The organism is Arthrobacter caoxuetaonis (assembly GCF_023921125.1).
Classification (GTDB): domain Bacteria; phylum Actinomycetota; class Actinomycetes; order Actinomycetales; family Micrococcaceae; genus Arthrobacter_B; species Arthrobacter_B caoxuetaonis.
Map to the genome: position 1 here is coordinate 846,101 of NZ_CP099466.1, position 26,031 is coordinate 872,131.

Sequence of the window (26,031 nt, forward strand, 5' to 3'; positions counted from 1 at the left end):
CACCACCACGGCAAAAGGAGGAGACACCGTGCCGTCCCACACCCCGCGCATTGAGGGAACACACATTTATGACACCCGGTCCAGCAGCCGGGGACGTGCCCTGAACAAAATGCTGTTCTCGCTGAAGGAAGCAAAGAACCGTGACCGGTTCAGCTCCGACGAGGCCGCTTATTGCGACGAATACCACCTCAATGCGGAACAGAAACGGGCAATCCTGGAGCGCAATTGGAAGGCCATGACGGACATTGGAGCTTCCATCTTTTATGTCATCAAACTTGCGGCCGTCGACCGCAAATCGGTTCAGGACCTCGGTGCCGCTTTTACCGGTCTGAGCACCGAGGAATTCATCGCAGCGCTGAGATCAGGAGGGCGGAAGTTTGGCTGACATCGTTTGGGGGCTGGCAACTTCGCACGTTCCATCCATCGGGGCAGCCATGGATAACGGCAAGACTTCGGACGAGTACTGGAAACCCCTTTTTGATGGCTATGCTCCGGCCCGGGAGTGGATGGCGGAGCACCGGCCCGACGTCGCAATTGTTGTGTACAACGACCATGCGAATGCCTTGGACATGTCGATCATTCCCACGTTCGCCATAGGAACCGCGGACCATTACCGGGTTGCTGACGAAGGCTATGGGCCACGGCGCGTCCCCGATGTTGTGGGTGCGCCCGACCTCTCCGAGCACCTGCTGGTGGAAATGATGGACGCGGGATTTGATCTGACCGTGTTCCAGGAACTCGACGTGGACCACGGCCTCACCGTCCCGCTGTCCGTGTACACCCCGGAGCCGGGGGAAGCCTGGCCATGCTCTGTGGTGCCGATCCTGGTAAACGTCCTGCACTATCCGCAGCCAACAGCGCAACGCTGCCTGGATTTTGGCGAGGCACTGGGACGAGCAATCCGTTCCTTCCCCGAGGACATCAAGGTTGCCGTCTTTGGCACCGGGGGGATGTCCCACCAGCTTTCCGGCGAACGCGCCGGACTGATCAACGAGGACTTCGACCGGAACTTCCTCGCCAAGATTGAAACAGATCCGCAGAGCCTCGCGCAGATCTCCCGCGCGGAGTACATCCGCGAAGCGGGGTCCGAAGGCATCGAGATGATCATGTGGCTGATCATGCGTGGCGCTCTGGGCGATGACCTTCGGCGTGTCCATGACACCTACCACGTTCCGGCGTCCAACACAGCGGCTGCACTGGCCCTGTTCGCTGCTGAAACGAGCAGCGTCCCCAGGGTGGAGGCGGGCGCAAATGGCTGAGCAGACCCCAGCGTCCACCGTTCCGGGCAGTGCGCTGCCCTCGGCTAAAAAACGCCGGCAGGTGCTTGGAGCCAGCCTGGTAGGCACCGCAATCGAGTGGTACGACTTTTTCATCTACGGTTCGGCAGCCGCCCTGATTTTCGGCCCGCAGTTCTTTCCGACAGATGACCCTACGGCCGGAACACTCGCTGCGTTTGCTTCCTTCGCTGTCGGTTTCCTGGCACGCCCGCTGGGTGGCCTGCTGATGGGGCACTTCGGCGACCGGGTCGGACGCAAGTCAATGCTGTTGTTCTCCATGCTGCTGATGGGCGCGGCCACCGTTGCCATCGGACTGCTGCCGAACTACGCAACAATAGGCATTTGGGCGCCCATCCTGCTGGTGACTCTCCGGCTGCTCCAAGGCATCGGAGTGGGCGGTGAGTGGGGTGGAGCCGTGCTCATGGCCGTGGAATACTCTCCCAGCAAGCGCCGTGCCTTTTATGGTTCATTCCCTCAGATGGGCCTTCCCATCGGCATCATCGGCGCGAACGTCGTGTTCGTGATTGTCACGAATATCCTGGCACCGGAGGCATTTGAAGCGTGGGGCTGGCGTGTGCCGTTCCTCTTCAGCGCGGTCCTGATCCTCATCGCCCTGTGGATGCGCCTGAGGATCGAAGACTCGCCGGCGTTCAAGGCGGTCAAACGGGACAACAGGGAAGTGAAGGCGCCGATCCTGGACCTGTTCCGCCATCACACAGGTACCGTGCTGCTGGCGGGAATTGTCTCGATAGCTGCCCCTGCGATCGGATATTTGTACTCGGTTTACATGCTGTCCTACGGAACCGGAACGCTGGGGCTGGAGCGGAACACCATGCTGCTGCTCATCATCTTCGGTGCTGTCTGCCATTTGGTGACGATTGCATTTGGAGCGCTGCTTGCGGACCGGTTCGCGCAGAAACCCGTCTTCCTTTGGGGTGCCGCGCTGCTCACCGCGTGGGCCTTCCCGTTCTTCTGGCTGGTGGACACGGCAAACCCGGTCAATATTGCTATTGCGTTCGCCGTGATCCTGCTGGGCCAGTCGCTGATGGCAGGGCCGCAGGCTGCCCTGATCGCCGAGCTGTTCCCCACGGAAGTCCGCTACAGCGGCGCCTCAACCGCCTACCAGATCGGTTCCATCCTTGGCGGAGGATTCATGCCGCTGATCGCGACGGGTCTTTATGCGGCCTTTAATTCCTCCGCGCCGATCGCCGTCTACCTGCTCCTGATGGGCCTGGTCAGCTTTGCGGCCATGGCGGTGCTGAAGGTTGGGCGGTACCAGGCCTCCGCGGACGCAGGAGAGCAATCCGGCCCGGAACAGTCCGGAGTTCCGGGGCAGGGAGGAGCGGCATGAGCACCATTGTCCTGGTACACGGAGCCTGGCACGGAGGATGGTGCTGGCAGCGGGTGGTGCCCGTGCTGGAACAAGCGGGGCACAGGGTCCTGACGCCCACGCTGTCCGGCATTTCGGACCGGTCGCATTTGATGAGCCCGGCCGTTGGGCTGGATACCCACATCGAAGACCTGGTGCAGCTGGTGCAGGCCTACGACTTGGACGAGGTCACGCTGGTTGGTCACAGCTACGCAGGTCAGGTGATCACCGGCGCCGCCGATCGGCTGTCCGGCCGCACCGCCCGCCGGGTGTACCTGGACGGATTCATCGGTGATGGACGGCCCGCCATTGAGTTGCTGCCCGAAACCGTGGCGCGGCATTATCGCGAATCCGTCGAGCAGTCGGGGTTCGGCTGGCTCATCCCGCCCCGCCCACTGGAAAAACTCGGAATCAGCGATCCCGCGGACAAGGAATGGCTGCTTCCGCGGCTGACTCCGCATCCGTGGAAAACATACACCGATCCGCTGCCCCTCACCGGTGCCTACCGGGATGTGCCGGGCGTTTTCGTCGAATGCGTTGATTGGATGCGGGTTTTCCGGACGTTCGCCGAACAGGCGGCTGCGGACGGCTGGGAGACGCATGACGTCAACAGCGGGCATGAGGCGATGGTGACGGCACCCGAGGAACTCGCCGCGGTCCTGCTGAAGGTTGTTGGCTGAGACCGGCGTTGCCGGCCCGGAAGAGAGGTAAGGCAGTCATGGAGTTTTTAGTGCGGTTTGAAACAGCGTTGCCGGATTCGCTCAGCGAGGAACAGGTGGCGGACCTCTTGGTCCGGGAACGGGCCAGGGCCACGGAACTGCGCGGGAGCGGGGTACTGAAGCGGCTTTGGAGGATTCCGGGACGCCGCGGCGTCGTCGGCCTCTGGGAGGCAGCGGACGCCACGGAACTCCACGATGCGCTTTCCTCGTTGCCGCAGTTCCCCTGGATGGATGTCAGGATTGAGCCGCTGGCTACCCATCCCCAGGAACAGTGAGGGCGGCAGGAACCGGGCGGCTGCAGGCTCCAAGGGTGCGCTCCTCGGCCTGACCCGCGTCCTGGCCAATGAACTGGGCCAGGACGTCTTCGCAGCGACGATGGCAAAACAGGTTGGAAGGGAACTGGTATGAGCTACAAGATAGTACGTACGACGGCGGGACCGGACCCGGATGTGCTGGCCACCTTCCAGCGGCTGGGAGTCTCGACGGTTCACGAAGCGATGGGAAGGCGGGGGCTGGCAGAACCTGTGCTTCGGCCAATCTACCCCGGCACCCGGATTGCCGGCCGGGCCGTGACAGTGCTGAGTCATCCCGGCGACAACCTCATGATCCACGCGGCCATAGAACAATGCGGCGCAGGGGATGTCCTCGTGGTGACTACAACATCCCCATCCACCGACGGAATGTTCGGCGATCTGTTTGCCACCGCTCTCAAGGCCCGCGGCACGCTGGGACTGATCATCAACGCCGGCGTTCGCGACGTAGCCGACCTGACAGCAATGGGATTCCCGGTGTGGTCGAAAGCAGTCCACGCACAGGGCACCAACAAGCTGAATCCGGGGTCAATCAACGTCCCGATAATGCTCCCCGGCGTTAGCGTCCTGCCCGGCGATGCGGTGCTGGCCGACGACGACGGTGTCCTGGTTGTGCCCCAGGGCGAGGCAAAGGAAGCTGCCCGTAAAGCGCAGCAGCGCGAGGACCTGGAGGCTGAAAAGCGCGAACAGTTCAAAGCCGGGGTGCTGGGCCTGGACCTGTACAACCTGCGGCCGAAACTGAAGGAACTGGGGATCGAGTACGTGGACGGCTGACGCACTGCAGCCGCCAGGCACTTCGCCTGCTCAATCCCGGTGTGCCTCCAGGTTTGTCCCGGAACGGAAGGAGTACGCTGGCGTCAATGCGACGCAGGTCACAGTGGAGGACGCATTGGAGGGCAGAGGCTAAGAAGGAGAAACGTGCCGTTCAGCGAATGGGATGACTGGCCGGTGGGTCTGGCGCACGTCGATGACGACGGACGGATACTGAAGGCCAACACCACGGCCATGGATATCCTCGGCAAGGATGATGGTTTGGAAACGTTTCAGGGCCTGCTATCCCGAGGCACGCTGAGTAATGACGGCTCTGCGCCCGGCAACGCATGGAGCACAGCCTGGATCGAAGCCGGTGGCAATCCCGTAGAGCTTGCATACCGTCACCGGCCGTCCGAAGGGAAATTCGCCGTTGCGTTCTACGATGTGACCGCTCGCCGGCAGCGGGAGCGGCGTGCCGCCGCAGTAGCCCGGACCGCCGCGCGGGTGGCTTCCGAACGGTCCCTGCCTGCAACGCTCAACGCCCTGGCCCATGAGATCCTGCAGGCGGATGGCCTGGCCGGAGTGCAGGTACTTACAAATGAGCACTCCGGCGACAAGCTCCACATGCTGGGCATGGCAGGGTTCCCGGCGTCCCGAAGCAGCTCTTTCTTCTCGCTCCTCATGGAATGCCAGCGCTTGGGAGCGGACCTAAGGATGCTCGACTCCCTGGAATCTGCCGCTCCGGTGGTGATTCCACACCGCTACGCTGCCGTGATGTCTAACCCGGCGTGGAAACCGCTGCACGAATTCCATCGCTATCCGGAGTGGGATGCCTTCGCATCCCTCCCGATCAAGGTTCGGGATAACACCATCGGCGTCCTCAATGTCTTCCTGAAACCCGGACAGGAAGTCGACGGGGAAGCCATGGAATTCCTCGCCTCCATGGCAGAACAGGCAGCGCTGGCCATCGACTACGCTTCACTGCTTGAAGAAGAACGCAGTGCAGCCCATCGCGAGGAACGGCAGCGGCTGGCCCGTGACCTCCACGATTCCGTCGTCCAGCAGATTTTCTCGATGGGCATGCTGAGCCAGACGCTCAGTATTCTGGCAGCCGCACCCCACGGGCAGGACAATCAACGGATCCAGACGATCGCGGCGGAGCTGGAAGGGATCACGGGTTCCGTGTTGAAGGACCTGCGCGGCCTCGTAGCCCAGCTGCGGCCCAGCGCCATCGAAGGTGTGGGGCTTCGCGGGGCCTTGTCCCGGCTTGCCGCCGCCACCCACCGGCAAACCGGGGTGCGATTCGACCTGCACCTCGATGCGGCCCTCGGACGCCTGGATGACGAACTGGGCGAAGACCTCTACTACGTAGCCGCTGAGGCTGTGCACAATGCCGTCAAGCACTCGCCTGCCGACCTCATCAGCATTAGCTGCTCCGTGGAGGACGGGCGCATCCTGTTGGTGGTCCGAGACAACGGAGGCGCGTCAAGCGTGGAGGGGTCCGCCCTCTCCGCAGCGGAGCAGGACGAACATGGTCTGTCCTTCATGCGGCAGCGCATCGAGCGCTGGCACGGAAGATTCACCGTGAGCCTCAAATTCGGCGGAGCCGGCACTGTGGTCCGAGCCGACGTTCCTTACCTCGTCAACACCCGGCTTCCAGGAGAGAACTGATGACCTCAACCGCCCCAGGCACGCTGAAAGTCTTGATTGTCGATGATCATGCGGTTGCCCGGCACGGCATTTCCGCGTACATCGATGTCCTTGAGGACATCGTGGCGGTCGGACAGGCGGTTGACGGCCAAGACGCGCTGGAGCAGCTGGCAGCGCTTGCGGTCTACGGTGGGCTGCCCGACGTCGTCCTTCTGGACCTCATGATGCCGAGGATGGACGGAACCACGGCACTGCGCGAAATCCGGCGTAAATACCCGGAAGTCAAGGTCGTCGTCCTGACGAGCTTTGGTGAGACCGAGCGAATGAACATGGTGATGCAGCTTGGTGCCTCCGGCTATCTGCTCAAGGATGCGGGGGCACAGGAAGTTGCAGCGGCTATCCGTGCCGCGGCGCGGGACGAAGTGTTCATCGATACGACCATGGCCAGGAAATTCACGCAGATCATGAGCTCTCCGGGGGTTGGGGTCTCCTCCCTGACTGAACGCGAGCGGACCGTGCTTCAACTCGTGGGAACCGGAAAGTCCAACCGGGAGATTGCCAAGGAACTGCAGATCAGTGAGCGCACGGCGCGGACCCATGTCTCCAACGTGCTGGGCAAGCTCAACCTCTCTTCCAGGACCCAGGCTGCGCTGCTGGCCGTCAACGTGGGACTGACCGCACCTACGTTCTGAAGGACAGGCGTCTCCCGAGACAAATGTCGCGGGGATAGTAGGGACACTTACCTTACGGACAGCACGAATGCCGGCCCTAGAGTGAAACCGTCTGGCTCCCCGGGACCGGGGACCATCGTCTAGGAGGACACATGGCACCGCGGCTGTTGGCAGCAACGGACGATCAGCGGAACACACTTGCGTCGCTGCTGGACAATATCGGTTACGAGATCATGCCCTTCAAAACAGCGAAGGAGAAGGTCCTGGCCGAGGTGCCTGTGAGCATCCCGCTGACCATAACGGCAACCGGCGGTAAGGGACTCGAACCCACTCTGGAAACCGCGGTGTACCTCCGCGGACGGGGCTATTCCGTTGCACCCCACCTTCCAGCCCGGCTGGTGCGGGATGCTGATGAACTGGACGCAGTGGTCCGCCGGCTCGAAGCAGCCGAGATTGATCGGGTGTTCGTGATCGGCGGCGACGCGGAAGAAGCAGCAGGTGATTTCCCGGACGCTTACAGCCTGCTAACAGCCCTGACCCGGCGCGGGCACCACTTCACGGACGTAGGCATCGGAGGATACCCCGAGGGGCACTCCTCCTTCAGCCGCGACGTCATGAACAGCGCCCTCCGGGAGAAGGCACCCTTGGCGACCCGCGTGCTGACGCAAATCTGTTTTGACCCGAAGACCTTCCTGGAATGGGGGGAAAAAATTGGCCGGGAAGGGGTGTCGCTGCCGGTTTACGCCGGAATGCCAGGCCCTGTCAGCCGGCAGAAACTCCTCAGGGTCTCTGCCGGGCTCGGGCTGGGGCAGTCAGCCAACTTCCTCAAGAAGCAGCAGAACATGTTCTGGCGCTTTTTCAGCCCGTCGGGCTACGAACCGACCCAGCTGATCCGGGGACTGGTCCAGGCCCTGCCGGCCAGCGATGCTGCGATCAAGGGCTTCCACATTTTCACGTTCAACGACCTGGCTCAGACCGAAGCCTGGCGGCAGGGCATGCTCAAACAGGCTCACGGCTAATCGATAGGAGTATCAGTGGAAACATCCACCGCAAACCTCCCGCAGAGGCCACCGGCAGCGGACCCGGGCCAGGACAACGTTGCCCGGCTGGTGCTCAAGGGGACAGATCAATCAGGCATCGTGGCCGCCACCACCGATGAACTCGCACGCTTCGGCGCCAACATCGTCTCCCTGGACCAGCACACATCGGATCCGGCGGGGGGCCGCTTCTTTCAGCGAACGGTCTTCACACTGCCGAACCTCTCCGCGGTCATCGAGGACCTTCGCGGAGCGCTCGGTACGCGTCTTGCCAACTTCGGCCTGGAATGGGAGCTAATCGAGGCCAGGAAGCAGAAACGGGTGGCAGTGTTCGTTTCCAAGTCGGACCACTGCCTGTTGGATCTGCTGTGGCGCCAGCGCCGCGGCGAGCTTCCGGTCAACATCACAATGGTGGTCTCAAACCACCCTGACCTAAGCGAAGACGTGCGGGCGTTTGGCATTCCCTACTTCTACATTCCGGCTGACAGATCCAGGCGGACGGAAGCAGAAGCACGGGAGCTGGAACTCGTGCAGGGAAACGTGGACCTGATTGTCCTGGCGCGCTACATGCAGATCATTACCGAGGATTTTATTGAGCAGGCCGGTGTTCCCATCATTAACATCCACCATTCCTTCCTTCCGGCCTTCATCGGTGCAGGTCCCTACCGCAAAGCCAAGGAGCGGGGAGTGAAACTCATCGGCGCAACTGCCCACTACGTGACGAAGGACTTGGATGAAGGGCCGATCATCACCCAGGACGTCATCAACGTCAGCCACCGCGAGTCCGTCACTGACCTGCAGCGCCGCGGAGCCGACGTCGAGCGCCGGGTGCTCTCAACTGCGGTGGAAGCACATTGTGAAGACCGGGTCATACGCGACGGCAACGTGACGATCGTCTTCTAAAACACTTACAACGAAAGGACACCCAAGATGACCCACACTTCCCTGCAGGAGGTACTGGACGCGTCCGGAAATGTAGTGGACCACCTGCGAAACGTGCAGGTCGGGGCCTACGTCTATCCGGTTGTGGCAGCCGAATTCACCAACTGGCGCAATGAGGTCAGGGCCTGGCGCGAATCGGCAGTTCTGTTCGACCAGTCCCATCACATGGATAACCTGTTCATCTCCGGCCCGGGCGCACATCAGCTGATATCTGACACAGCGATCAACTCGACAGCCAACTTCCCGGTGAACAAGGCAAAGCAATACGTTCCGGTCACACCGTACGGGCACGTTATCGGCGATGGAATTCTCTTCAGGGAAGCCGAGCAGGAATTCGTGTATGTCGGCCGTTCTCCGGCAGCAAACTGGCTGCTGTACAACGCTGAAAAGGGTGGTTACGACGTCGAACTGAAAACTGACCGACGCTCACCGTCACGGCCCATGGGCAAGGCGGTGACCCGCGAATACTGGCGTCTGCAGATTCAGGGACCGCGTGCATGGGACGTCATCGAGAAGGTCAACGGTGGCCCGCTGGAGCAGCTCAAATTCTTCAACATGTCCTACATGTTCGTGGGCGGAACCCGGGTGCGGACTCTGCGCCACGGAATGGCCGGGGCGCCCGGCCTGGAGCTTTGGGGACCGTATGGGGACTACGACCGGATCCGGGAAGCCATCCTGGAGGCAGGCGCAGAGTTCGGGCTGGAAGCGGCCGGGTCCCGGGCATACTCGTGCAACACCCTGGAATCGGGGTGGATCCCTTCCCCTTTGCCCGGCATCTACAGCGGCGAAAAACTGGCTGACTACCGTCAGTGGCTCGGCGCCGGCAGCTATGAGGCGAATTCCGCGATCGCCGGCTCCTATGTGCCGGATTCCATTGAGGGTTATTACACCACTCCCTGGGAACTGGGGTACGGGTCATTCATAAAATACGACCATGACTTCATCGGACGGGAAGCCCTGGAGTCAATGGACCCACAGGCGCAGCGGAAGAAGGTCACCCTGGCCTGGGACGGCGATGACGTGGCGACGATCCATGCATCCATGTATCAAAAGGATGAGCTGCCCTACAAGTTCTTCGACCTGCCCAATGCGAACTACGGGGCCTCGAACTTCGACTCCGTGATGGATGAATCGGGCGAAATAGTGGGTGTCTCGATGTTTACCGGCTACAGCTGGAACGAAAAACGGCCCCTTTCGCTGGCGATCATCAATCCTGATGTGGAGATCGGATCCCGGCTGAAAGTGGTTTGGGGCGAACCCGATGGTGGCACCGGAAAATCCTCCGTCGAGCCTCACCGCCAGTACCAGGTGGGAGTGGACGTCAGCCCGGTGCCCTACTCCGAAGTGGTTCGTAAGGAATACAAGGACGGCGGATGGCGGAAGGCAGCGTCGGTCTAGGCTCCAGATACCGGCTCAAGACTCGGGCAGCACGGGCTGGCCCCAGCCCGTGCTGCCCCTTTGGGTTGATTGAGGGCCGGTTCGGCAGGCTGCCGGTCAGCGCGTCGCTTCCGCCAGGTACTCCAGGATGTGGCGGTATGTCTGGCCCGTCGCCTTGCTCATGCCGATCTCGCACGTGCGGTTCACCGAGGCATAGCCGTCGAAGGTCCGCGAGTTGATTTCCGCAGCCTGCTTTTGTGTGGCGGAGGCGGTCAGCTCGGGGTGCAGCAGGCCGCGGTCACCGGCAAAGGCGCAGCAGCCCCAGCTCGGCGGAACGAACACCTCGGAACTGATGGCCCCGGCAATCTGCGTCAGTGCGTCATTGGCACCGAGCTGGGTGGAGGAGCAGGTGGGGTGCAGCGCCAGTGAGCCGAGTTTCCGGGTCACTTCCAGCCGCGGCAGGACGGTGTCCCGGACAAAGTCCACGGAATCCACAAACCGCAGGCCGGGGTAGACGGGGCTTTCACCGGCGAGCCGCTTCATGGTGTCCAGGCCCTCCGTGCAGGAGGCGGCGTCGCACACCACCGGCAGTTCTCCGCCGCCGGTGGCAACCCACAGGTTCGCAAGGACCTTTTCCGTCATCACCTCATAGCCGGATGTGAAGCCCTTGGACTTCCAGGGCGTTCCGCAGCAGAGGTTCTCGATGCCCTTGGGAATGCGGACCCCGACGCCGGCACGGTCACACAGTTCCAGGAACGCCGGGGCAGAGCCTTCCCCGCCGGAAGCCGGGCCGAACATCGTACCGATGCAGGCTGGGAAGAAGACGGCTACTGCATCCGGGTCTTCACGCGGGGTGCGGCGGGTTCCGCCGGCGGGCAGGACTGTTTCGTAGGACTGGATGTTGTCCGCTCCGAGGAGCGCACGGCCGACGGCGGTGGCCAGCTTGGGCAGCGGCGAGGGGACGGCCTTGGCGAACGTCAGGGCCTTTCCGCCCACTGACGTCATGGCGCCCCAGCGCCCGGCGGCAGCCTTCCAGCCGGCGTCGGCCACGGGGTTGGTGTTTTCCGCGCGCAGCCGGCGGACCAGGTCACCGGTATTGATAAGCACCGGGCAGGCCGTGCCGCACATGCCGTCCACCGCGCAGGTCTGCACGGCGTCGTAGTCGTAGTCCGCACGCAGGGTCGCCGCCAGGACGGAGTCTCCGCGGGCCTCGGCGTCGGCGATCTCGCGGCGCAGCACGATCCGCTGGCGTGGCGTGGTGGTCAGGTCCTTACTGGGGCACACCGGCTCGCAGTACCCGCACTCGACGCAGCGGTCCACTTCGGGCTCAACCGTGGGGGCGATCTTCAGGTTCTCCACATAGGAGCGCGGATCCTCGTTGATCAGGACTCCGGGGTTGAGCAGGTTGGGCGGGTCGATAAGCCGTTTAACCTCGCACATGATCTCGTAAAGTTCGTCGCCGTACTGCCGGCGGACGTAGGGTGCCATGATCCGGCCGGTACCGTGTTCGGCTTTCAGCGAGCCGCCTTCGCCCAGCACCAGGTCCACCATTTCCTCGGTGAACGCCTCGTAACGGGCCAGCTCCGCCGGGTCGCTGAAGTTCTCGTTCAGCATGAAGTGGATGTTGCCGTCCTTGGCGTGCCCAAAGATGACCGAATCCTTGTAATGGTGGTCCGAGAAGAGGACGTGCAGCTCGGCGCACGTCCGCGCCAGCGACGGCACGGGAACAACGATGTCTTCCAGCAGGGCGTTGGTTCCGGACGGCCGGGCCCCGGCAACAGTCGTGTAAAGGCCCTTGCGCAGGTGCCACATCCCCGCCCGGTCACGGGCGTTGGTGGTCATGGCGAACGGTGCGGCCAGGCGCAGCGACTCGAAGAGCGGACGCGATGCCTCACGCTTGGCTTCGAGCTCTTCGACACTGGCGGCCTGATGCTCCACCAGCAGCGCGGCATGGTCCTGGACAGCCAGGCCCCGCAGCTCGGCCGGCGCGTCGGCCGCGAGCTGGGCGACACGAAGGGACGTGGCGTCCATCAGTTCCACCGTGGCCAGCCCGGTGGCGGTGAGTTCGGGCAGGGCGGTGGCAGCGGCGTCGAGCGATTCGAAGAACATCAGGCCCGTGGCGACCTTCGGCAGCGCCGGAATGGTCCGGAACGTCGCCTGGGCGACGAAGCCCAGGGTGCCTTCGCTGCCGATCATGAGGTGCGCGAGGATGTCCGCGGGGTTCTCATAGTCCAGGAAGGAGTTCAGGCCGTAGCCCATGGTGTTCTTCATCGAGAACAGCCGGGTGATGGTCGCGACGGAATCCGGGTTCGCCACGATGCGTCCGCGCAGCCGCAGCAGGCCCTCGAAAAGTTCCGGTTCCAGGGTGCGGAGCTTCTCTTCAGCGTCCGGAGCCCCGGTGTCCAGCACGGTGCCGCTGGCCAGGACCAGGACCATCGATTCCAGGGTCCGGTAGGTGTTGAACTCGGTGCCGCAGGCCATGCCGGAAGAGTTGTTGGCCACCACGCCGCCGATGGTGCAGGCGATCTCGCTGGCGGGGTCCGGTCCCAGCTTGCGGCCGTGTGCAGCCAGGCGGGAGTTGACGGCCCGCACCGTAGCACCGGGTGCCACGCGGACGCGTGCACCGCCGTCGAGCACTTCGATGTCCCGGAAATGGTGCCGCGTGTCAATCAGGAGGCTGTCGCTGACCCCCTGGCCGGAGAGCGAGGTGCCGCCGGACCGGAAGGTCGCCGGGATGCCCAGTTCGCGGCTGCGGCGCATCAACTGGGCCACTTCGGCGGTGGTCGACGGCGTGGCAACGGCCTGCGGAATGAGCAGGTAGTGCGAGGCATCGTGCGCCATTTTCCGGCGGTCGATTTCCCGTGTGCTGATACCGGCGGTACCAAGGGCACTGATTGCGGTGGCGGCTGACTCTGCTGTGGCTGACATACGATCCTGATCCATGACATCGGCGGGATACGAAGGTGTTCCCGGATCAAATCTAGGCCCGCGGGACGCCTTCGGCGAAATGGTCAGGCCACACCGGGCGGTGCGGCCTCGAGATAGTGCAGCACGGCCAGGACCCGCCGGTGGTCCGCAGCTGCGGGAAGCAGGTCCAGCTTGCCGAAAATCGAAGTGATGTGCTTCTCCACCGCTCCGGCGGAGAGGAACAGTTCAGCACAGATGCCGGCATTTGTCCGTCCCTGGGCCATCAGCTCCAGCACTTCCTGTTCCCGGGGCGTCAGCGAAGCGAGTCCGGCGGGTTTCCCGGCCCCCATCAGCGCCCGGACCACCTCGGGATCCAGCACGGTTTCGCCGGCACGGATGCGTTCCAGGGCCTGGAGGAAAGCGCCGACGTCGGCCACCCGGTCCTTCAGCAGGTAACCGGTGCCGCTGGGCTGGCCGGCGAAAAGCTGCGTGGCATAGCGCGTCTCCACGTACTGGGAAAGCAGCAGGACGCCGATTTCCGGGCGGGTTTGGCGGAGCAGCAGCGCAGCGCGGATCCCTTCGCTGGTGTGGGTGGGCGGCATGCGGTTGTCCAGGATCACGACGTCGGGCTCCACGGTTTCCAGTGCAGCGAACAAATCCTCCGCGTTGCCGGCAGCGGCGAGAACCTGATGACCCCGCCCGCTGAGCAGTTCCACCAGGCCTTCGCGCAGCAGCGCCGAATCCTCGGCTATCGCAATCTTCATTCCTGAAGCTTGCACCATGGTTCCGTGCTCGGGAACCGTCCCGGGGGACGTTGCCGGGGGAGCCGTCACGAGAGTGGAAGCCGGACCGTGACGGTGGTGGGCCCGCCCAGCGGCGAAGAGACGGCCAGGGCGCCGTCGACGGTCCGTACCCGTTCTGCGAGCCCGGCCAGTCCGGTGCCTGCTTCGGGGTTGGCGCCGCCCACTCCGTCATCCACGACCTCAAGGAGGAGGTGGCTATCCTCGCCGGCCACGCAGATGCGCAGCTGTGTCCCGCGCGAATGCTTCACGGCGTTGGTCACCAGTTCCGCGGCACAGTAGTAGGCGATCGCTTCAACTGCCGGGGACGGACGGACCGTCAGCCGGTAGGTCAGTTCCACGGGGACGGGTGCTGTGGCAGCCAGGGATTCCAGTGCTGCATCGAGTCCGTCGCTCAGGACCGCCGGCCGGATGCCGCGGGCGATTCCGCGCAGGTCCGCGAGGGCGTCCTTGGCCGTACCGTGGGCGCTGTCCAGCAGATGCTGCAGGTCGGCGGCGGCTTCAGCGGAGGCGAGGCGTTCCTTGGCATCTCCGAGTTTCATGGCGATCGCCACCAGCTGCGCCTGGGTACCGTCATGGAGGTCGCGCTCAATCTGGGCCAGCCGCGCATCGGCGGTGTTGACTGAGCTGCTTCGGCTGGCCTCCAGGTCCTGCACCCGGCGCTGGGCTGCCGTGGGGCCAAGCAGGGCAGCTGAGAGGGCTGCCTGCAGCCGGGCGGAACCGTTGTTGACAGCGGGCCAGAGGACGAAGGTCATGAGGACGCCGACCGCTGCGTAGGCAGCCTGCCACCAGAATCCATCCAGGAACACGTCGGGGGCGATCATGGTGCCGCGGTGCCAGGTACCGTCCGAGGCCTGCATGGGTGGAAGCCACTGCGACCAGTACCAGTGGGTCATGCAGCCCAGCCCTGTGACGAGGAAGGTGATGCTGAGTATTGCTGCGGTGGTGGCGGTCACGAAGCTGACGGCCATGTGCGCCACCGCCCTCCATCCGGCGGTGTCAGCAAGGCCCGACCGCAGATAGCCGAAGAACCCCGGACGGGGAGTGAACGGCGGCGGGGCTTCGATGTTCCGGTGCAGCAGGGCTGAGGTGAGGGACCGGTTGACCGTTCCCCAGTACCGCGCTGCGACGACCATCGCCGCAGTGACGATCAGCCCTACGACCGTGACAAGCAGGGTGGACCCCAGCACCACGGTGCTCACCGCGTAGGCCAGCGCCAGGGGAGCCAGCAGGAGGGTAATGGCGTGATAGCCAAACGCGCGCCAGGTGGTGCTGCGGAAAAACGCCGGGCGGCGGATAGACGCCGGGTCCGCAGCAGTTGCCAGCGGCTGAGCTGCGGCGCCGGGTTCTGGGAGATAGGTGTTGGTCATGGCTCCAGCTTGCTACGTCGAAACGTGCGTAGCCATGGGGTTTTCCCCCGGTTTTCGGGGAGGGTCCCCCTAGGACCGCGAAGGCCGTCTCCAGGTTACCCGGGGTTCCGGGCCTGGCCCTCCGCCGCCGGGATTTGGGCGTAGAACCACGTGATGTGCTCACGCAGCCTGTCAGCGGCCAGCGCACCGTTCCGGCCGGCGACGGCGTCGAATATACCGTGGTGCTGTTGCCGCAGGGCTGTGAGGATGCGCGGCCAGTCGTCGAAGTTGTCCATCGCTTCTTTGACATAGCCGCGGATGGCGCCGCTCAGCGAGTCCATCATGGTCTCGATGACTGAGTTGCCGGCCAGCGAGCTGAGCTCAACATGGAACCGGGCGTCCAGGGTGTGGAAGGTGTCCCGGTCCAGGTCCGGGCGGTCCATGGCCTCCAGCAGGGACCCGGCCCGTTCCAGTGCTTCCTGTTTTTCCGGAGTATCCGGGGAAGTGGCGGCGGCCTGGGCGGCCCAGGTCTCCAGCAGCACCCGGGTCTCCACAATGTCCGCGACCGAAAGCCGGCTGCTGGCCATGTGCAGGCGCAGTGCGGAGGAAAGCCCGGCGGAGGGCTCGGAAACGATGATGGCGCCTGACTTCGGGCCGGACCCGGAGGAGCTGCGCAGCACGCCCATGGCGTCCAGGATCCGGATGCCTTCCCGAACGGAGGCCCGGGAAATGCCGTAGGTCTCTGCGAGGGTGCGTTCCCCGGGAAGCTGGTCGCCGAGCTTGATGGCACCCGAGCGCAGATCCGCTTCGATGTTCTCCAGCAGCAGGTCGTAGCTGCGGCGGGGCGGCAGGGGGCTGGAATCCGTAACAGTCACGTCAATATCCTTGCATGCCCATGGGCCCGGACAAGGGTGCCTGCGCGAAGGGCGCGGCGGGCGGTTTTTGGCCCCCTTTAACGCGCTGGGAGGCGTGCCTGCAACGGCACGCCTCCCAGCGCATTTAAGCAGGACCGGTTCCTACGGCAGCATCCAGCCGAGCACCGGCGTGGACTGCAGGAAGACCACGGTGCACAGCACCAGCAGCAGTGCAACGCTCCAGCCGACCACCTTGCGCAGGAGCACCGATTCCTGGCCGTCCAGCTTCACGGCGGTCACGGCGATCGCCAGGTTCTGCGGGCTGATCAGCTTGCCGACGACGCCGCCGGTGGTGTTGGCAGCCACCAGGAGGTTCGGATCGATGCCGGCTTCGAGGCCGGCGGTCTGCTGCAGCCGGGCGAAGAGTGCGTTGGCGGAGGTGTCCGAACCCGTTACGGCGGTGCCCACCCAGCCCAGCACGGGGGAGAGGAAAGCGAAGAATGCGCCGGTGCCGGCCAGCCAGGTGCCGATTGAGACGGTCTGCCCGGAGAAGTTCATGACGTAGGCCAGGGACAGGACCGAAAGGATGGTCAGTCCGGCCCAGCGCATGTTCCAGACGGTCCGGCCGATTTCCGCTATGCCGTTGCCTACGGTCATCCGGTAGCGGCCGCCGTCGTCGTACTTGGAGTAGACGAAGGAGACGATCAGGCCCGTGATGAGCAGCAGTGTGCCCGGGGTGGACAGCCAGTTGAACGTGTAGATGGTCGAGGACACGGGTTCACCGGCTGCATCTACCAGCCGTTCGTGCAGGATCGGCCACGGGACCTTGATGTCCGTGGAGGCAAGGAAGGCGGGGATGTCCACACCGATCTTCCACAGCTTGGCGATGCCGAAGATGATGATCACCAGGAAGTACGGGAACAGTGCCAGCCAGGTGCGGGATGCGGTCAGCGAGTTTTCGTCGCGGACGGCGACGGAACCGCCGGCCGAGCCGGGCTTCCGGTTGCCGGCGACGGCCATTTCCGAAAGACCCATGCGAACACGCGCACCTTCGATGCCGCGCGGCTGCCAGAAACGCAGGAAGACGACGGCGGCACCCAGGCCGGCAAGCGCGGCCACGATGTCGGTGAGTTCGTAGGAGAAGAACGTGGAGCACAGCACCTGCGCGCCGGCGAAGGCGACGCCGGTGACGAGGGCAGCCGGCCAGGTTTCCTTGATGCCGCGGAAGCCGTCCAGGATGAAGATGAGGATCAGCGGGACAATGACAGCCAGCAGCGGAGCCTGGCGGCCGACGACGGCGCCCAGGTGGTCCGCATCGAGTCCGGTGAGGTTGGCTGCCGTGGTGATCGGGATGGCCATGGCGCCGAAGGCAACCGGAGCGGTGTTGGCCACCAGGACAGCTGCCGCTGCCTTCATCGGCTTCAGGCCGAGCGCCACGAGCATGGTTGCGGTGATGGCCACCGGGGCGCCGAAGCCGGCCAGGGCCTCAAGGAGTCCACCGAAGCAGAACGCCACCAGGATCGCCTGGATACGGACGTCGCCGCCGCCGATCGCGTCAAAAACCCTGCGCAGGTCCTCAAACCGTCCGCTGACCACAGTGATCTGGTACAGCCAGATGGCCATGATGACGATCCAGACCACCGGGAACGCGCCGAAGACGGCGCCCTGCGTCGCGGAGAGCAGCGCCAGTCCGGCAGGCATCTTGAACGCCCAAATCGCGACGGCGATGGCCACGAGCAGCGAGATGCCGCCGGCAAAGTGCGCCTTGACTTTCAGAAACGCCAGAAGGACGAAGAAGGTGAGCAGGGGGATGAGCGCCACGATGGCGGAAACGGCAACGCTGCCGAATACCGGATCGGTGGTGGCGGTGAAGTGATCCACGGGGGACCTCCGGGCTGGACGAATGGGGACGGGGTGGTCAGACCACTATGGTCAGACCAAGGAAGCTTACCCCATTTTGCCGGCCTACCTGTGATCGCAGTCACCGGTTGGGGGTAGGGTCTCTGGATGTGTCGGGGACAACGTGATCTACTATGGTCAGACCACATGACCCCGGGGTTTTCCCGTCGAGAGGCAGCCATGAGAATCGCACTATTCGCCACCTGCATCGTCGATGCCATGTATCCGCGGACAGCACGGGCCACCGTCGCCATCCTTGAGCGGTTGGGCCACGAGGTCGTGTTCCCTGCGGGTCAGGCCTGCTGCGGCCAGATGCACGTCAACTCCGGCTACCTGCCCGAGGCCGTGCCCGTGGTCCGCAACCATGTGGCGGCCTTCGACCCCGCGAACTACGACGTCGCCGTCGCGCCTTCAGGCTCCTGCGTCGGATCCGTGAAGCACCAGCATCCGATGGTCGCCCGTTCGGCCGGGGACAAGGAACTTGAGGCCCGGGCCGAGGCCGTTGGAGCCAAGACCTACGAACTCTCCGAGCTGCTGACCGACGTCCTGGGCGTCACCAACGCGGCCGAGCAGCTAGGCTCCTGGTTCCCGCACACCGTCACCTACCACCCCAGCTGCCACGGCATGCGACTGCTGCGCCTGGGCGACCGCCAGCTGAACCTGCTCTCCAGCGTCGGCGGAATCGAGGTGGCGGAGCTTCCCCAGGCTGACCAGTGCTGCGGTTTCGGCGGAACGTTCTCGCTGAAGAATGCCGATGTCTCCTCGGCGATGCTCGCGGACAAGGCCGCCAACATCAAGGCCACCGGCGCCTCGCTCTGTTCCGGCGGCGACGCGTCCTGCCTGCTGCACATCGGCGGCGGGCTTTCCCGCGAAGGCAGCGATGTGACCACGCTGCACTTCGCCGAAATCCTGGCCAGTACCCGGGAGAATCCGATATCCGTCACCGGCGACGTCCTGGTCAGCGGAAAGGCTGCACGATGAGCACCTACCTGGGCATGCCCACGCTTCCCGCCTACGGCCGGGGGAACCTGAACGCCGTCGAATCCTTCCCCTCGGCGGCCCGGAGGGAACTGGCCAACGAACAGCTCCGCGCCAATCTGGGCCACGCCACCCACACCATCCGGGACAAGCGGCTGCGGGTTGTGGGGGAACTGCCGGACTGGGAGGAACTGCGCAGCGCCGGCAGCGCCGTCAAGGAGACGGTGATGGCCCGGCTGCCCGAACTGCTGGAGCAGTTCGAAGCCAACTTCACGGCACGCGGCGGCGTGATCCACTGGGCACGCGACGCCGCCGAAGCCAACCGGATTGTCCGCGACCTGATCCGTGCCGAGGGCGTGGACGAGGTCGTGAAGGTCAAGTCCATGGCCACGCAGGAAATCGGCCTGAACGAATACCTCGAAGAGCAGGGCATCGCCGCGTACGAGACCGACCTCGCGGAACTAATTGTCCAGCTCGACCATGACAAGCCCAGCCACATCCTGGTCCCGGCCATCCACAAGAACCGCACCCAGGTGCGGGACATCTTCCTGCGCGAAATGCCCGGAGTCGACCCGGAGCTCACCAACGAGCCGGCCAAGCTGGCTGAGGCGGCGCGGTCCCACCTGCGCCGGAAGTTCCTCTCCGCCAAGGTGGCAGTTTCCGGCGCCAACTTCGCCATTGCCGACGCCGGGACGCTCGCCGTCGTCGAATCCGAAGGCAACGGGCGCATGTGCCTGACGCTGCCGGAAACGCTGATCACCGTAATGGGCGTGGAGAAGCTGCTTCCGACGTGGCAGGACCTGGAAGTCTTTATGCAGCTGCTGCCGCGGTCCTCCACCGGCGAGCGGATGAATCCCTATACCTCACTCTGGACCGGCGTCACCGAGGGCGACGGACCGCAGAACGTGCACCTGGTCCTGGTGGACAACGGGCGCAGTGCTGCGCTGGCGGATGAGATGGGACGCTCGGCACTGCACTGCATCCGCTGCAGTGCCTGCATGAACGTCTGCCCGGTATATGAGCGCACCGGCGGCCACGCGTACGGTTCCACCTACCCGGGTCCGATCGGTGCCATCCTCTCGCCGCTGATGACCGGCATTAAGTCCGAGGAAAACAACTCGCTGCCTTATGCTTCGTCGCTGTGCGGCGCCTGTTACGACGCCTGCCCGGTGAAGATCAACATTCCGGAGATCCTGGTTCACCTGCGCTCAGTGGATGTGGAGAGCAAGCGGGGAACCACAAAGCTCCCCACCCAGATGGACCTGCTCATGAAGGGCGCCTCCTGGGCGTTTTCCCGCGGGCGGAACCTGGGCCTGCTGGAAAAGGGCCTGCCGCTGGGCAAACTGGCCGCCGGCAGGAAGCACAAAATCACCAAACTGCCCGGCATCGCCGCCGGCTGGACCCAAAGCAGGGACATCCCTGCACCGCCGTCGCAGTCCTTCCGTGACTGGTGGGCGAAAGAACACGAAGCTCCGTCAGCGGACGCAGCACAGGGGGAGAAGCAGGCATGAGCGCACGCGAAGAGATCCTGGAACGGCTGCGCAGTGCCCTCAGTGACGGACCCTCGGCCCCCGAGGTGCCGCGGAACTACCGCACGGCCGTGGATGCCCCGGAGGAGGAACGCATTTCCCTGCTGGTGGACCGCCTCGAAGACTACAAGGCAGGGGTCACCGTCCTTCCCGAAACAGGCGTGGCTTCCCGCATCGCCGAACTGCTCAGCGACGCCGGCAGCTACGTGGTGCCGGCCGGCATCAACGAGGCGTGGCTGGCTGCAGCCGACAGCGCTGCACCCGGCCGCCGCCGGACTGATTCCAGGCAGGCACCGCTGAGCGTCTCCGAGCTGGACGCCACCGCCGCCGTCGTTACCGGAAGCGCCGTGGCTGTCGCGGAAACCGGCACGATCATCCTGGACGGCAGCGAGGGGCAGGGCAGGCGCGCCATCTCGCTGATCCCCGACCACCATGTCTGCGTGGTCAATGCGGCGGACATCACGATGATCCTCCCGGAAGCGCTGCGCCGGCTGGACGGCACCCGGCCGCTGACCTGGATCAGCGGTCCGAGTGCCACCAGCGACATTGAACTCGAACGCGTGGAAGGCGTGCACGGACCGCGCACGCTGGACATCATCATCGTCCGCAGCGCATAGCGGCCGGGCACAGGGCGAACGGTTAGGAACCGGTGTAGCCGGTCCGCCAGCCGCCCTTGTAGTCCTTCCGCACCGTCTCCGAGTAGGGAATCGGAGACACGACGGCGCGCACGTCCAGCTGCCGGTGCGGTTCCACCGTGGTCTTGGCGGTGCCGCCGTCGGGCTCGCCCCAGACCACGCGCAGTTCGCTGCCCTCCGGAACATCCGGGTTCACCGTTGCCAGGGAGAGGCCGCGGCGCTCATTGGCGGAGTAACCGGTGAACATTGAAACGCCCACCACGTTGCCGTCGGCGTCAATCACCGAGTCGTAGTTCGAGGAACCATAGTTGGCCAGCGGCAGGTCGAAGGACTTGTACGGCGTCTGCTCCGTGTCCAGCTGTGAGGTGAAGATCCGGCCCAGGTCTTCGGCGTTCCAAGCCAGCGTGACCTTGCGGCGCTGGGCGGCCGGGTCCATGGCTTCAAGTGCCTCGCGGCCAATGAAATCGTGGTCGAACTTCACGAAGGATCCGTAGCCCAGCTCCCAGGGAGTGAGGTAGTAGTCCTCGATGTTCTCCGAGACAAAACTGCCGGCGACGGCGTTGGTCGCCTCGTAGCTGTCCGCACCCAGCCATTCGCGGTACGGACGCAGCCGTTCATCGGTGTAGATGGCAGGCAGGGGAGAGGGGATCCACCCGGATTCGAGGGTGTTGGAGGGGTACGCCCGGGCACCCACCGCGGCCATGCCGAATTCGGCGCCGGCTTCCATCAGCGCATCCCGGACCTTGTCGTAGGAGGCGTAGTCGCCCCAGATTTCAAGCCCGGGAGCGCCGGCCATGCCGTGCCGGAGGGTGCGCACCTGCTCGCCGGCAATGTTCATGGTGTCCATGTTGAAGAACTTCAGCTGTTCCAGGGAGCCGCCGTTGACCTTCTCGATGATGGACCACGCGTTGGGACCCTGGATCTGGAACCTCCAGTAGCGCCGGGAGACCGGCCGGCCCATGGGGCGCGACGGCGAACGCCGGTCCACCTCGATGTCCAGGTCATAGCCGCCGGTTTCGGCGTTGAAGAGCAGCCAGTTGGCGGCCGGCGCCCGGCCGACGTAGACGTATTCGTCCTCGTCCTGGTGGAACAGGATGCCGTCGCCGATCACATGGCCCGAGGGCGTCGTCGGGACATACTGCTTGGCCTTGTTGACCGGAAAGTTTGCCACGCTGTTGATGGCCGTGTCGGAAATCAGCTTGAGTGCGTCAGGACCCTTGAGGAAGACGTTGTCCATATGGTGCGACTGGTCGAACAGGACGGCGGTCTCGCGCCAGGCGCGCTGTTCGCTGCGCCAGTTCGTGAATTCGGGCGCGACGACGGGGTAGATATATGCGCCGATCTGCGAGTTGCGCAGGTGGTCGACGACTCCCTGGGACGCATCCAGGACTTCCTGCAGATTCTTAGGTGCCACGGTGAACCTCTGTTTCTGTGGGACGGGATCCGGACTGCTCCGGTGCGCCGACCCTATATCTATGCGTATAGGTATGTCGAGACCCCACTGCCCGCATGCTGGTCAATGCCTATCCGGATAGATAATGTGTGCTGTGTCACATCCTGCGGCGCGAAAGTCCGCGCCTTATCGAGGAGATCACATGAAAAAACTGCTCGCAGCAGCGGCAATGACGGCGCTGCTCGGCCTGACGGCGTGCGGATCCGGTTCGCTCTCAGATTCCGAGGAGACGGAAGCCTCCGGAGCCGCGGCGGAAGGGACCACCGCCATCGAGGTGGGTGTCATCCCCATCGTCGACGTGGCACCGATCTACCTCGGTGTGGAGGAAGGGCTCTTCGAAGACGAGGGCCTGGATGTCACCCTGACCCTGGCACAGGGCGGAGCAGCCATTGTTCCCGCCGTGACGTCCGGACAGATGGACTTTGGCTTTTCCAACATCACGTCCATGATCGTCGGGCGCTCGAAGGGACTGCCTGTGCACATGGTCGCGGCGGGGCCGTCCTCCACTGGAAATACGGAGGAGGACTTCGCAGCCGTCATGACCATGCCGGAGAGCGGAATCAAGACCACAGCGGATCTGGCAGGCAAGAAAATCGGCGTGAACACGCTGAACAATATTTCAGATTCGACCATCTCGGAAGCCGTGAAGGAAGCCGGCGGGGACTACGAGAGCATCGAGTTCGTCGAGATTCCCTTCCCGGAGCTCGCCGGCCAGCTCGCGGCCGGAACCGTGGACGCGATTGCCGCCGTCGAGCCCTTCGTCACCATTGCCGAGGCCGAAGGTGCCGTGCCCGTGTTTTCCAACTACGCCGAACCGGTGGATGACCTGACTGTGGCGGTGTACTTCGCCTCGGACCAGTACGCCCAGGAAAACCCGGAGATTGTCGAGAAGTTCGTCCGTGCCATCAAGGCCTCGCAGGAGTTCGCGGAGCAGAACCCGGACAAAATCCGTGCGATCCTTCCCACGTACACCTCGCTGAAGCCGGAGGTCATCGAACAGCTGACCCTGCCGAAGTACGGCACCGAGGTGAACCGCGCTTCCGTCGAGGAGGTGGCGCAGATTTCCCTGGACCGCGGACTGGTCGAGGAGATCCCTTCAATGGATGAGCTGCTGCCGGCCAACTAGTTCCCCGGCGGTGTCCGGGACTTTCGGGGCTAGGCTCCCTGGAAGTCCCGGACCCATTCCGCGGTGGCCCGCAGGCCGCCAAAGGTATAGAAGTGCAGCTGGACCACGCCGTGGCGTGCCGGATCATACGCCGCACCAAGGTCATTGATGAAGCGGTCCGGCCCGGCTGTACCCAGCAGGTTGGCCAGGGAGAACCCGTATTTTTGGGCAATTCCGGCGGAGGTGCCGACACCAAACCGCCGGGCATAGCCCAGGAGCCGCTTGATGCCTGCCGGGCCCGGAACACCGATCCGGACAGGGGCCTCGATCCCGCGGCCGCGCAGTTCTTCCAGCCAGGCCAGGACAGGCGCGGTGTCAAAGCCGAACTGGGTGATGATCGAGGCGTCGAGCCCCTGGTCAGCCAGCGACGCGAGCTTGCCTTCGAGCGAGGACCACAGGGTTGGAGTTCCAATGTCGGGGTGGCCTTCCGGATATCCCGCGACACTGACGTGCCGGGCGCCGAACGCTGCGGGAAGGCCCGAAGCGATGACGGCCAGGGAATCCTCGTACGGACCCATGGGCTCGGCAGGATCGCCGGCCACCACGAACACGTTCTCCACTGTCCCCGCCTCAGCCAGGGCGCCCAGGAACTTCTCCAGCTCGGCTGCGGAGCCGAGCCGGCGGGCGGAGATGTGCGGAACGGGGACGTGTCCGGCTGCTTTCACCGCAGCGGCCGCCGCCAGGCGCATGGGCAGATCCTCGTTGCCGAGGAACGTGACGTTGACCCGGGTTCCCGGGGGCAGCACATCCTGGGCCTCATGCAGTGCCGGGATGTCCTTGCCGGTCATCTCCACGGAAAAACCGGACAGCAGGCGGCTCGGGGCCGGATCCAATGCGCTCATGCGGAACACCCTAGCCAGCCCGGGCGCCGGGTGTCCACGAAACTCCTAGAAGCGGGACGAACCGCCGGATCCGCTGAAGCTGCCGCCGCTTGCGCCGTAGCCGCTGGAGGACCCGGACGCAGCACTCCGGGCCGACTCGATGCTGCTGCTGCCGGAGGAAACGCCGGAGCTGAACGCGCTGACGGTCCAGAGGTAGTTCGGGTAGGCCGTATCCAGGATGCTGGGCCGGTATCCGTCCCGGTAGCGGCGGGGGCGGTCACGGGACTCCTCCAGCGCCTCCCGCATGAGCTCGCGCTCGGCGTCGTCCTCGGCTGCCTGTGCGATCACGGTCTCGGAGTGGTTCTTCAGGAGAGCGGCCAGTTCGGTACCGGCGTCGTGGAGGATGTCCAGGGCCTGCTCGGGCGTGAGGGACTCCTCTGCCAGTCCGGCCGCTGTTGTCTGGATCCGGCGGCGGCACTGGGTCCGGAACGCGAGGAGCGCAGCGGCGGTGGTCGAGTCCATTGCGGTCTTGTCCTCCTCGAAGAGGCCGTCCAGTTTGTCGAGTTCCTCCAGCAGCGGTGCGGCCTGCCGGTCCCAGGCAGCCTGCCATCCCGGGGCCATGTTCAGCAGGGTATTCGTATCGGCAATGACGTCGTCAAGGCCGTCAAGGGCGGAGGTAAGTTCGGCAAACTCCTCCACCGGCTTGGTGCTGCTGCGGCGGCGCAGGTCTTTTTCCGACAGTGTGCGGACATGGTTTCCCAGCTCAGTGGCGGTGTTGTAGCGCACCATGAACGTGCGGTATTCCTCCAGTACCCGTGCCCCGTAGGTGGAACTGTCCGGGATGGTCCGGGCGTTGACCTCGGTAGCGTCCAGGTCCATGCTCACGCTGGAGTAGGAGCGCTCGGCTGCGGCGATCAGTTTCCGGTTGGCTGCAAGCCGCTTCCGCCGCGTCGCGATGACCGCATACCAGACGGCAGCTGCCACGAACACGACGCCTCCGGCCAGGACCCATAGGGCAGGGTTCAGGTACCAGGGCCGGTTAATGAGCTTCGCAGCTTCCTCCACGCCGGCAATAGTGCCGTCGGTCCACTGGGCGTCGGCGAAGTATTCACCGGCTTCCTCCCGGATGTCCTCGGCTACTCCGCTGTCCACCTTCCGGTCTTCGCCGAAGTACGTTCCGATCCACCGGCCCTCGGGGTCCAGGGAGAAGATGAATAAACCATCCGCCCACTTCTGCCCGTCGGCGCTGATCCACTCCGGATGCTCTTCCCGGGCATAACGGAGCGTTTCCTCATTCATGAACGTGTCGCCGTCGTCGAACTCCCGTCCCGGCTCACTGCGGAAGGTGTAGATCGCCACTGTCGTGGGGGAGCGGAAGTTGACCTCTTCGAGGGCGGGCAGGAGCGTGTTGAGGTCGAGGACTCCGGCGGTGTCATCCACCACGATGTCATCCGGTGCGACGGCGGCAGCCGGCGCAGCAGGCACCGCCAACGCCAGCAGCACGGTCAGGGCGAGCAGCAGGAAACGGTGCATGG

The 26,031-nt window shown here is 64.5% G+C and carries 23 protein-coding genes; 15 read left to right on the forward strand and 8 right to left on the reverse strand.

The genetic code is table 11. From position 1 onward, the window contains the following. The first annotated feature begins 28 nt into the window (after nucleotides 1-28). The 11 genes from NF551_RS03855 (at nucleotide 29) to ligM (NF551_RS03905) (ending at nucleotide 10,127) form a co-directional block, all read left to right on the forward strand. Nucleotides 29-385: a protocatechuate 3,4-dioxygenase gene (locus NF551_RS03855; protein ID WP_227895314.1), complete on the forward strand. Its 357-nt coding sequence runs from the start codon at nucleotides 29-31 to the stop codon at nucleotides 383-385. After that, the gene (locus tag NF551_RS03860; protein ID WP_227895313.1) at nucleotides 378-1,259 is read left to right on the forward strand and encodes a class III extradiol dioxygenase subunit beta; all 882 of its coding nucleotides are present in this window, start codon (nucleotides 378-380) and stop codon (nucleotides 1,257-1,259) included. Before NF551_RS03855 ends, NF551_RS03860 begins: the two co-directional genes overlap by 8 nt. Beyond that, nucleotides 1,252-2,628, forward strand: coding sequence for an MFS transporter (locus NF551_RS03865; RefSeq protein WP_227895312.1), 1,377 nt, complete (start codon nucleotides 1,252-1,254; stop codon nucleotides 2,626-2,628). The genes NF551_RS03860 and NF551_RS03865 overlap by 8 nt, the downstream gene beginning before the upstream one ends. Continuing rightward, nucleotides 2,625-3,326 carry an alpha/beta fold hydrolase gene (locus tag NF551_RS03870; RefSeq protein WP_227895311.1) on the forward strand — a complete coding sequence of 234 codons (702 nt, stop codon included), beginning with the start codon at nucleotides 2,625-2,627 and terminating at the stop codon, nucleotides 3,324-3,326. The genes NF551_RS03865 and NF551_RS03870 overlap by 4 nt, the downstream gene beginning before the upstream one ends. A 50-nt stretch (nucleotides 3,327-3,376) precedes the next feature. Beyond that, nucleotides 3,377-3,640: a muconolactone Delta-isomerase gene (locus NF551_RS03875; protein WP_252604983.1), complete on the forward strand. Its 264-nt coding sequence runs from the start codon at nucleotides 3,377-3,379 to the stop codon at nucleotides 3,638-3,640. Nucleotides 3,641-3,769: 129 nt separating this feature from the next. Beyond that, entirely contained in the window at nucleotides 3,770-4,450 is a 681-nt protein-coding gene (locus NF551_RS03880; RefSeq protein ID WP_227895309.1) for a 4-carboxy-4-hydroxy-2-oxoadipate aldolase/oxaloacetate decarboxylase, read from the forward strand. A 144-nt stretch (nucleotides 4,451-4,594) separates the two neighbouring features. Next, nucleotides 4,595-6,100 carry a GAF domain-containing sensor histidine kinase gene (locus tag NF551_RS03885; RefSeq protein WP_227895308.1) on the forward strand — a complete coding sequence of 502 codons (1,506 nt, stop codon included), beginning with the start codon at nucleotides 4,595-4,597 and terminating at the stop codon, nucleotides 6,098-6,100. Beyond that, nucleotides 6,100-6,771, forward strand: a complete 672-nt coding sequence (locus NF551_RS03890; RefSeq protein WP_227895307.1) for a response regulator — start codon at nucleotides 6,100-6,102, stop codon at nucleotides 6,769-6,771. The genes NF551_RS03885 and NF551_RS03890 overlap by 1 nt, the downstream gene beginning before the upstream one ends. A 131-nt stretch (nucleotides 6,772-6,902) precedes the next feature. Next, on the forward strand, nucleotides 6,903-7,769 hold the full coding sequence (locus NF551_RS03895; RefSeq protein ID WP_227895306.1) for a methylenetetrahydrofolate reductase: 867 nt from the start codon (nucleotides 6,903-6,905) through the stop codon (nucleotides 7,767-7,769). A gap of 87 nt (nucleotides 7,770-7,856) precedes the next feature. Continuing rightward, nucleotides 7,857-8,690, forward strand: coding sequence for a formyltetrahydrofolate deformylase (purU, locus tag NF551_RS03900; RefSeq protein ID WP_231704350.1), 834 nt, complete (start codon nucleotides 7,857-7,859; stop codon nucleotides 8,688-8,690). Between the two features lie 27 nt (nucleotides 8,691-8,717). Then, nucleotides 8,718-10,127: a vanillate/3-O-methylgallate O-demethylase gene (ligM, locus tag NF551_RS03905; protein WP_227895304.1), complete on the forward strand. Its 1,410-nt coding sequence runs from the start codon at nucleotides 8,718-8,720 to the stop codon at nucleotides 10,125-10,127. Between the two features lie 96 nt (nucleotides 10,128-10,223). Here ligM (NF551_RS03905) and NF551_RS03910 read toward each other — a convergent pair whose 3' ends face one another. From NF551_RS03910 to NF551_RS03930, 5 genes are all read right to left on the reverse strand, one after another. After that, complete coding sequence (locus NF551_RS03910; RefSeq protein WP_227895303.1) at nucleotides 10,224-13,034, reverse strand: FAD-binding and (Fe-S)-binding domain-containing protein; 2,811 nt, start codon at nucleotides 13,032-13,034, stop codon at nucleotides 10,224-10,226. Between the two features lie 83 nt (nucleotides 13,035-13,117). Next, nucleotides 13,118-13,777 (reverse strand): response regulator transcription factor, encoded by a 660-nt coding sequence (locus NF551_RS03915; RefSeq protein ID WP_227895302.1) that lies wholly within the window; start codon nucleotides 13,775-13,777, stop codon nucleotides 13,118-13,120. Nucleotides 13,778-13,842: 65 nt separating this feature from the next. Then, nucleotides 13,843-15,183, reverse strand: a complete 1,341-nt coding sequence (locus tag NF551_RS03920; RefSeq protein WP_227895301.1) for a sensor histidine kinase — start codon at nucleotides 15,181-15,183, stop codon at nucleotides 13,843-13,845. A gap of 95 nt (nucleotides 15,184-15,278) precedes the next feature. Next, nucleotides 15,279-16,037: a FadR/GntR family transcriptional regulator gene (locus NF551_RS03925; protein WP_227895300.1), complete on the reverse strand. Its 759-nt coding sequence runs from the start codon at nucleotides 16,035-16,037 to the stop codon at nucleotides 15,279-15,281. A gap of 141 nt (nucleotides 16,038-16,178) precedes the next feature. Then, nucleotides 16,179-17,897 (reverse strand): L-lactate permease, encoded by a 1,719-nt coding sequence (locus NF551_RS03930; protein WP_227895299.1) that lies wholly within the window; start codon nucleotides 17,895-17,897, stop codon nucleotides 16,179-16,181. A gap of 198 nt (nucleotides 17,898-18,095) precedes the next feature. Between NF551_RS03930 and NF551_RS03935 the strand changes: the two genes are divergently transcribed. Genes NF551_RS03935 through NF551_RS03945 form a run of 3 tightly spaced genes read left to right on the forward strand, consistent with a single transcriptional unit; the run spans nucleotide 18,096 to nucleotide 21,039 of the window. Continuing rightward, on the forward strand, nucleotides 18,096-18,896 hold the full coding sequence (locus NF551_RS03935; RefSeq protein ID WP_227895298.1) for a (Fe-S)-binding protein: 801 nt from the start codon (nucleotides 18,096-18,098) through the stop codon (nucleotides 18,894-18,896). Further along, nucleotides 18,893-20,404: a LutB/LldF family L-lactate oxidation iron-sulfur protein gene (locus NF551_RS03940; protein ID WP_227895297.1), complete on the forward strand. Its 1,512-nt coding sequence runs from the start codon at nucleotides 18,893-18,895 to the stop codon at nucleotides 20,402-20,404. Before NF551_RS03935 ends, NF551_RS03940 begins: the two co-directional genes overlap by 4 nt. After that, nucleotides 20,401-21,039: a LutC/YkgG family protein gene (locus NF551_RS03945; RefSeq protein WP_227895296.1), complete on the forward strand. Its 639-nt coding sequence runs from the start codon at nucleotides 20,401-20,403 to the stop codon at nucleotides 21,037-21,039. The genes NF551_RS03940 and NF551_RS03945 overlap by 4 nt, the downstream gene beginning before the upstream one ends. Before the next feature lie 22 nt (nucleotides 21,040-21,061). Here the strand turns inward: NF551_RS03945 and ligM (NF551_RS03950) are convergent, their stop codons facing one another. After that, complete coding sequence (ligM, locus tag NF551_RS03950; protein ID WP_227895295.1) at nucleotides 21,062-22,471, reverse strand: vanillate/3-O-methylgallate O-demethylase; 1,410 nt, start codon at nucleotides 22,469-22,471, stop codon at nucleotides 21,062-21,064. Between the two features lie 181 nt (nucleotides 22,472-22,652). Here ligM (NF551_RS03950) and NF551_RS03955 point away from each other — a divergent pair, with 181 nt between their 5' ends. Then, nucleotides 22,653-23,636 carry an ABC transporter substrate-binding protein gene (locus NF551_RS03955; RefSeq protein ID WP_227895294.1) on the forward strand — a complete coding sequence of 328 codons (984 nt, stop codon included), beginning with the start codon at nucleotides 22,653-22,655 and terminating at the stop codon, nucleotides 23,634-23,636. A 29-nt stretch (nucleotides 23,637-23,665) separates the two neighbouring features. On the opposite strand, the gene NF551_RS03960 is transcribed toward NF551_RS03955, so the two are convergent. Both NF551_RS03960 and NF551_RS03965 read right to left on the reverse strand, forming a co-directional pair. Beyond that, nucleotides 23,666-24,517: a methylenetetrahydrofolate reductase gene (locus NF551_RS03960; RefSeq protein ID WP_227895293.1), complete on the reverse strand. Its 852-nt coding sequence runs from the start codon at nucleotides 24,515-24,517 to the stop codon at nucleotides 23,666-23,668. Nucleotides 24,518-24,562: 45 nt separating this feature from the next. Then, a complete protein-coding gene (locus tag NF551_RS03965) occupies nucleotides 24,563-26,029 on the reverse strand; it encodes a DUF5129 domain-containing protein (protein WP_227895292.1) in 1,467 nt (488 codons plus the stop codon). Nucleotides 26,030-26,031 lie beyond the last annotated feature (2 nt).

What these genes read in the sequence shown, in the direction of transcription:
- ligM (WP_227895304.1), top strand. Translation starts at nt 8,718, where the DNA reads ATGACCCACACTTCCCTGCAGGAGGTACTGGACGCGTCCGGAAATGTA.
- NF551_RS03870 (WP_227895311.1), top strand. Translation starts at nt 2,625, where the DNA reads ATGAGCACCATTGTCCTGGTACACGGAGCCTGGCACGGAGGATGGTGC.
- NF551_RS03920 (WP_227895301.1), bottom strand. Translation starts at nt 15,183, where the DNA reads ATGACCAACACCTATCTCCCAGAACCCGGCGCCGCAGCTCAGCCGCTG.
- NF551_RS03960 (WP_227895293.1), bottom strand. Translation starts at nt 24,517, where the DNA reads ATGAGCGCATTGGATCCGGCCCCGAGCCGCCTGCTGTCCGGTTTTTCC.
- NF551_RS03890 (WP_227895307.1), top strand. Translation starts at nt 6,100, where the DNA reads ATGACCTCAACCGCCCCAGGCACGCTGAAAGTCTTGATTGTCGATGAT.
- NF551_RS03865 (WP_227895312.1), top strand. Translation starts at nt 1,252, where the DNA reads ATGGCTGAGCAGACCCCAGCGTCCACCGTTCCGGGCAGTGCGCTGCCC.
- NF551_RS03965 (WP_227895292.1), bottom strand. Translation starts at nt 26,029, where the DNA reads ATGCACCGTTTCCTGCTGCTCGCCCTGACCGTGCTGCTGGCGTTGGCG.
- NF551_RS03940 (WP_227895297.1), top strand. Translation starts at nt 18,893, where the DNA reads ATGAGCACCTACCTGGGCATGCCCACGCTTCCCGCCTACGGCCGGGGG.
- NF551_RS03910 (WP_227895303.1), bottom strand. Translation starts at nt 13,034, where the DNA reads ATGTCAGCCACAGCAGAGTCAGCCGCCACCGCAATCAGTGCCCTTGGT.
- NF551_RS03955 (WP_227895294.1), top strand. Translation starts at nt 22,653, where the DNA reads ATGAAAAAACTGCTCGCAGCAGCGGCAATGACGGCGCTGCTCGGCCTG.
- NF551_RS03895 (WP_227895306.1), top strand. Translation starts at nt 6,903, where the DNA reads ATGGCACCGCGGCTGTTGGCAGCAACGGACGATCAGCGGAACACACTT.
- NF551_RS03935 (WP_227895298.1), top strand. Translation starts at nt 18,096, where the DNA reads ATGAGAATCGCACTATTCGCCACCTGCATCGTCGATGCCATGTATCCG.
- NF551_RS03880 (WP_227895309.1), top strand. Translation starts at nt 3,770, where the DNA reads ATGAGCTACAAGATAGTACGTACGACGGCGGGACCGGACCCGGATGTG.
- NF551_RS03945 (WP_227895296.1), top strand. Translation starts at nt 20,401, where the DNA reads ATGAGCGCACGCGAAGAGATCCTGGAACGGCTGCGCAGTGCCCTCAGT.
- NF551_RS03915 (WP_227895302.1), bottom strand. Translation starts at nt 13,777, where the DNA reads ATGAAGATTGCGATAGCCGAGGATTCGGCGCTGCTGCGCGAAGGCCTG.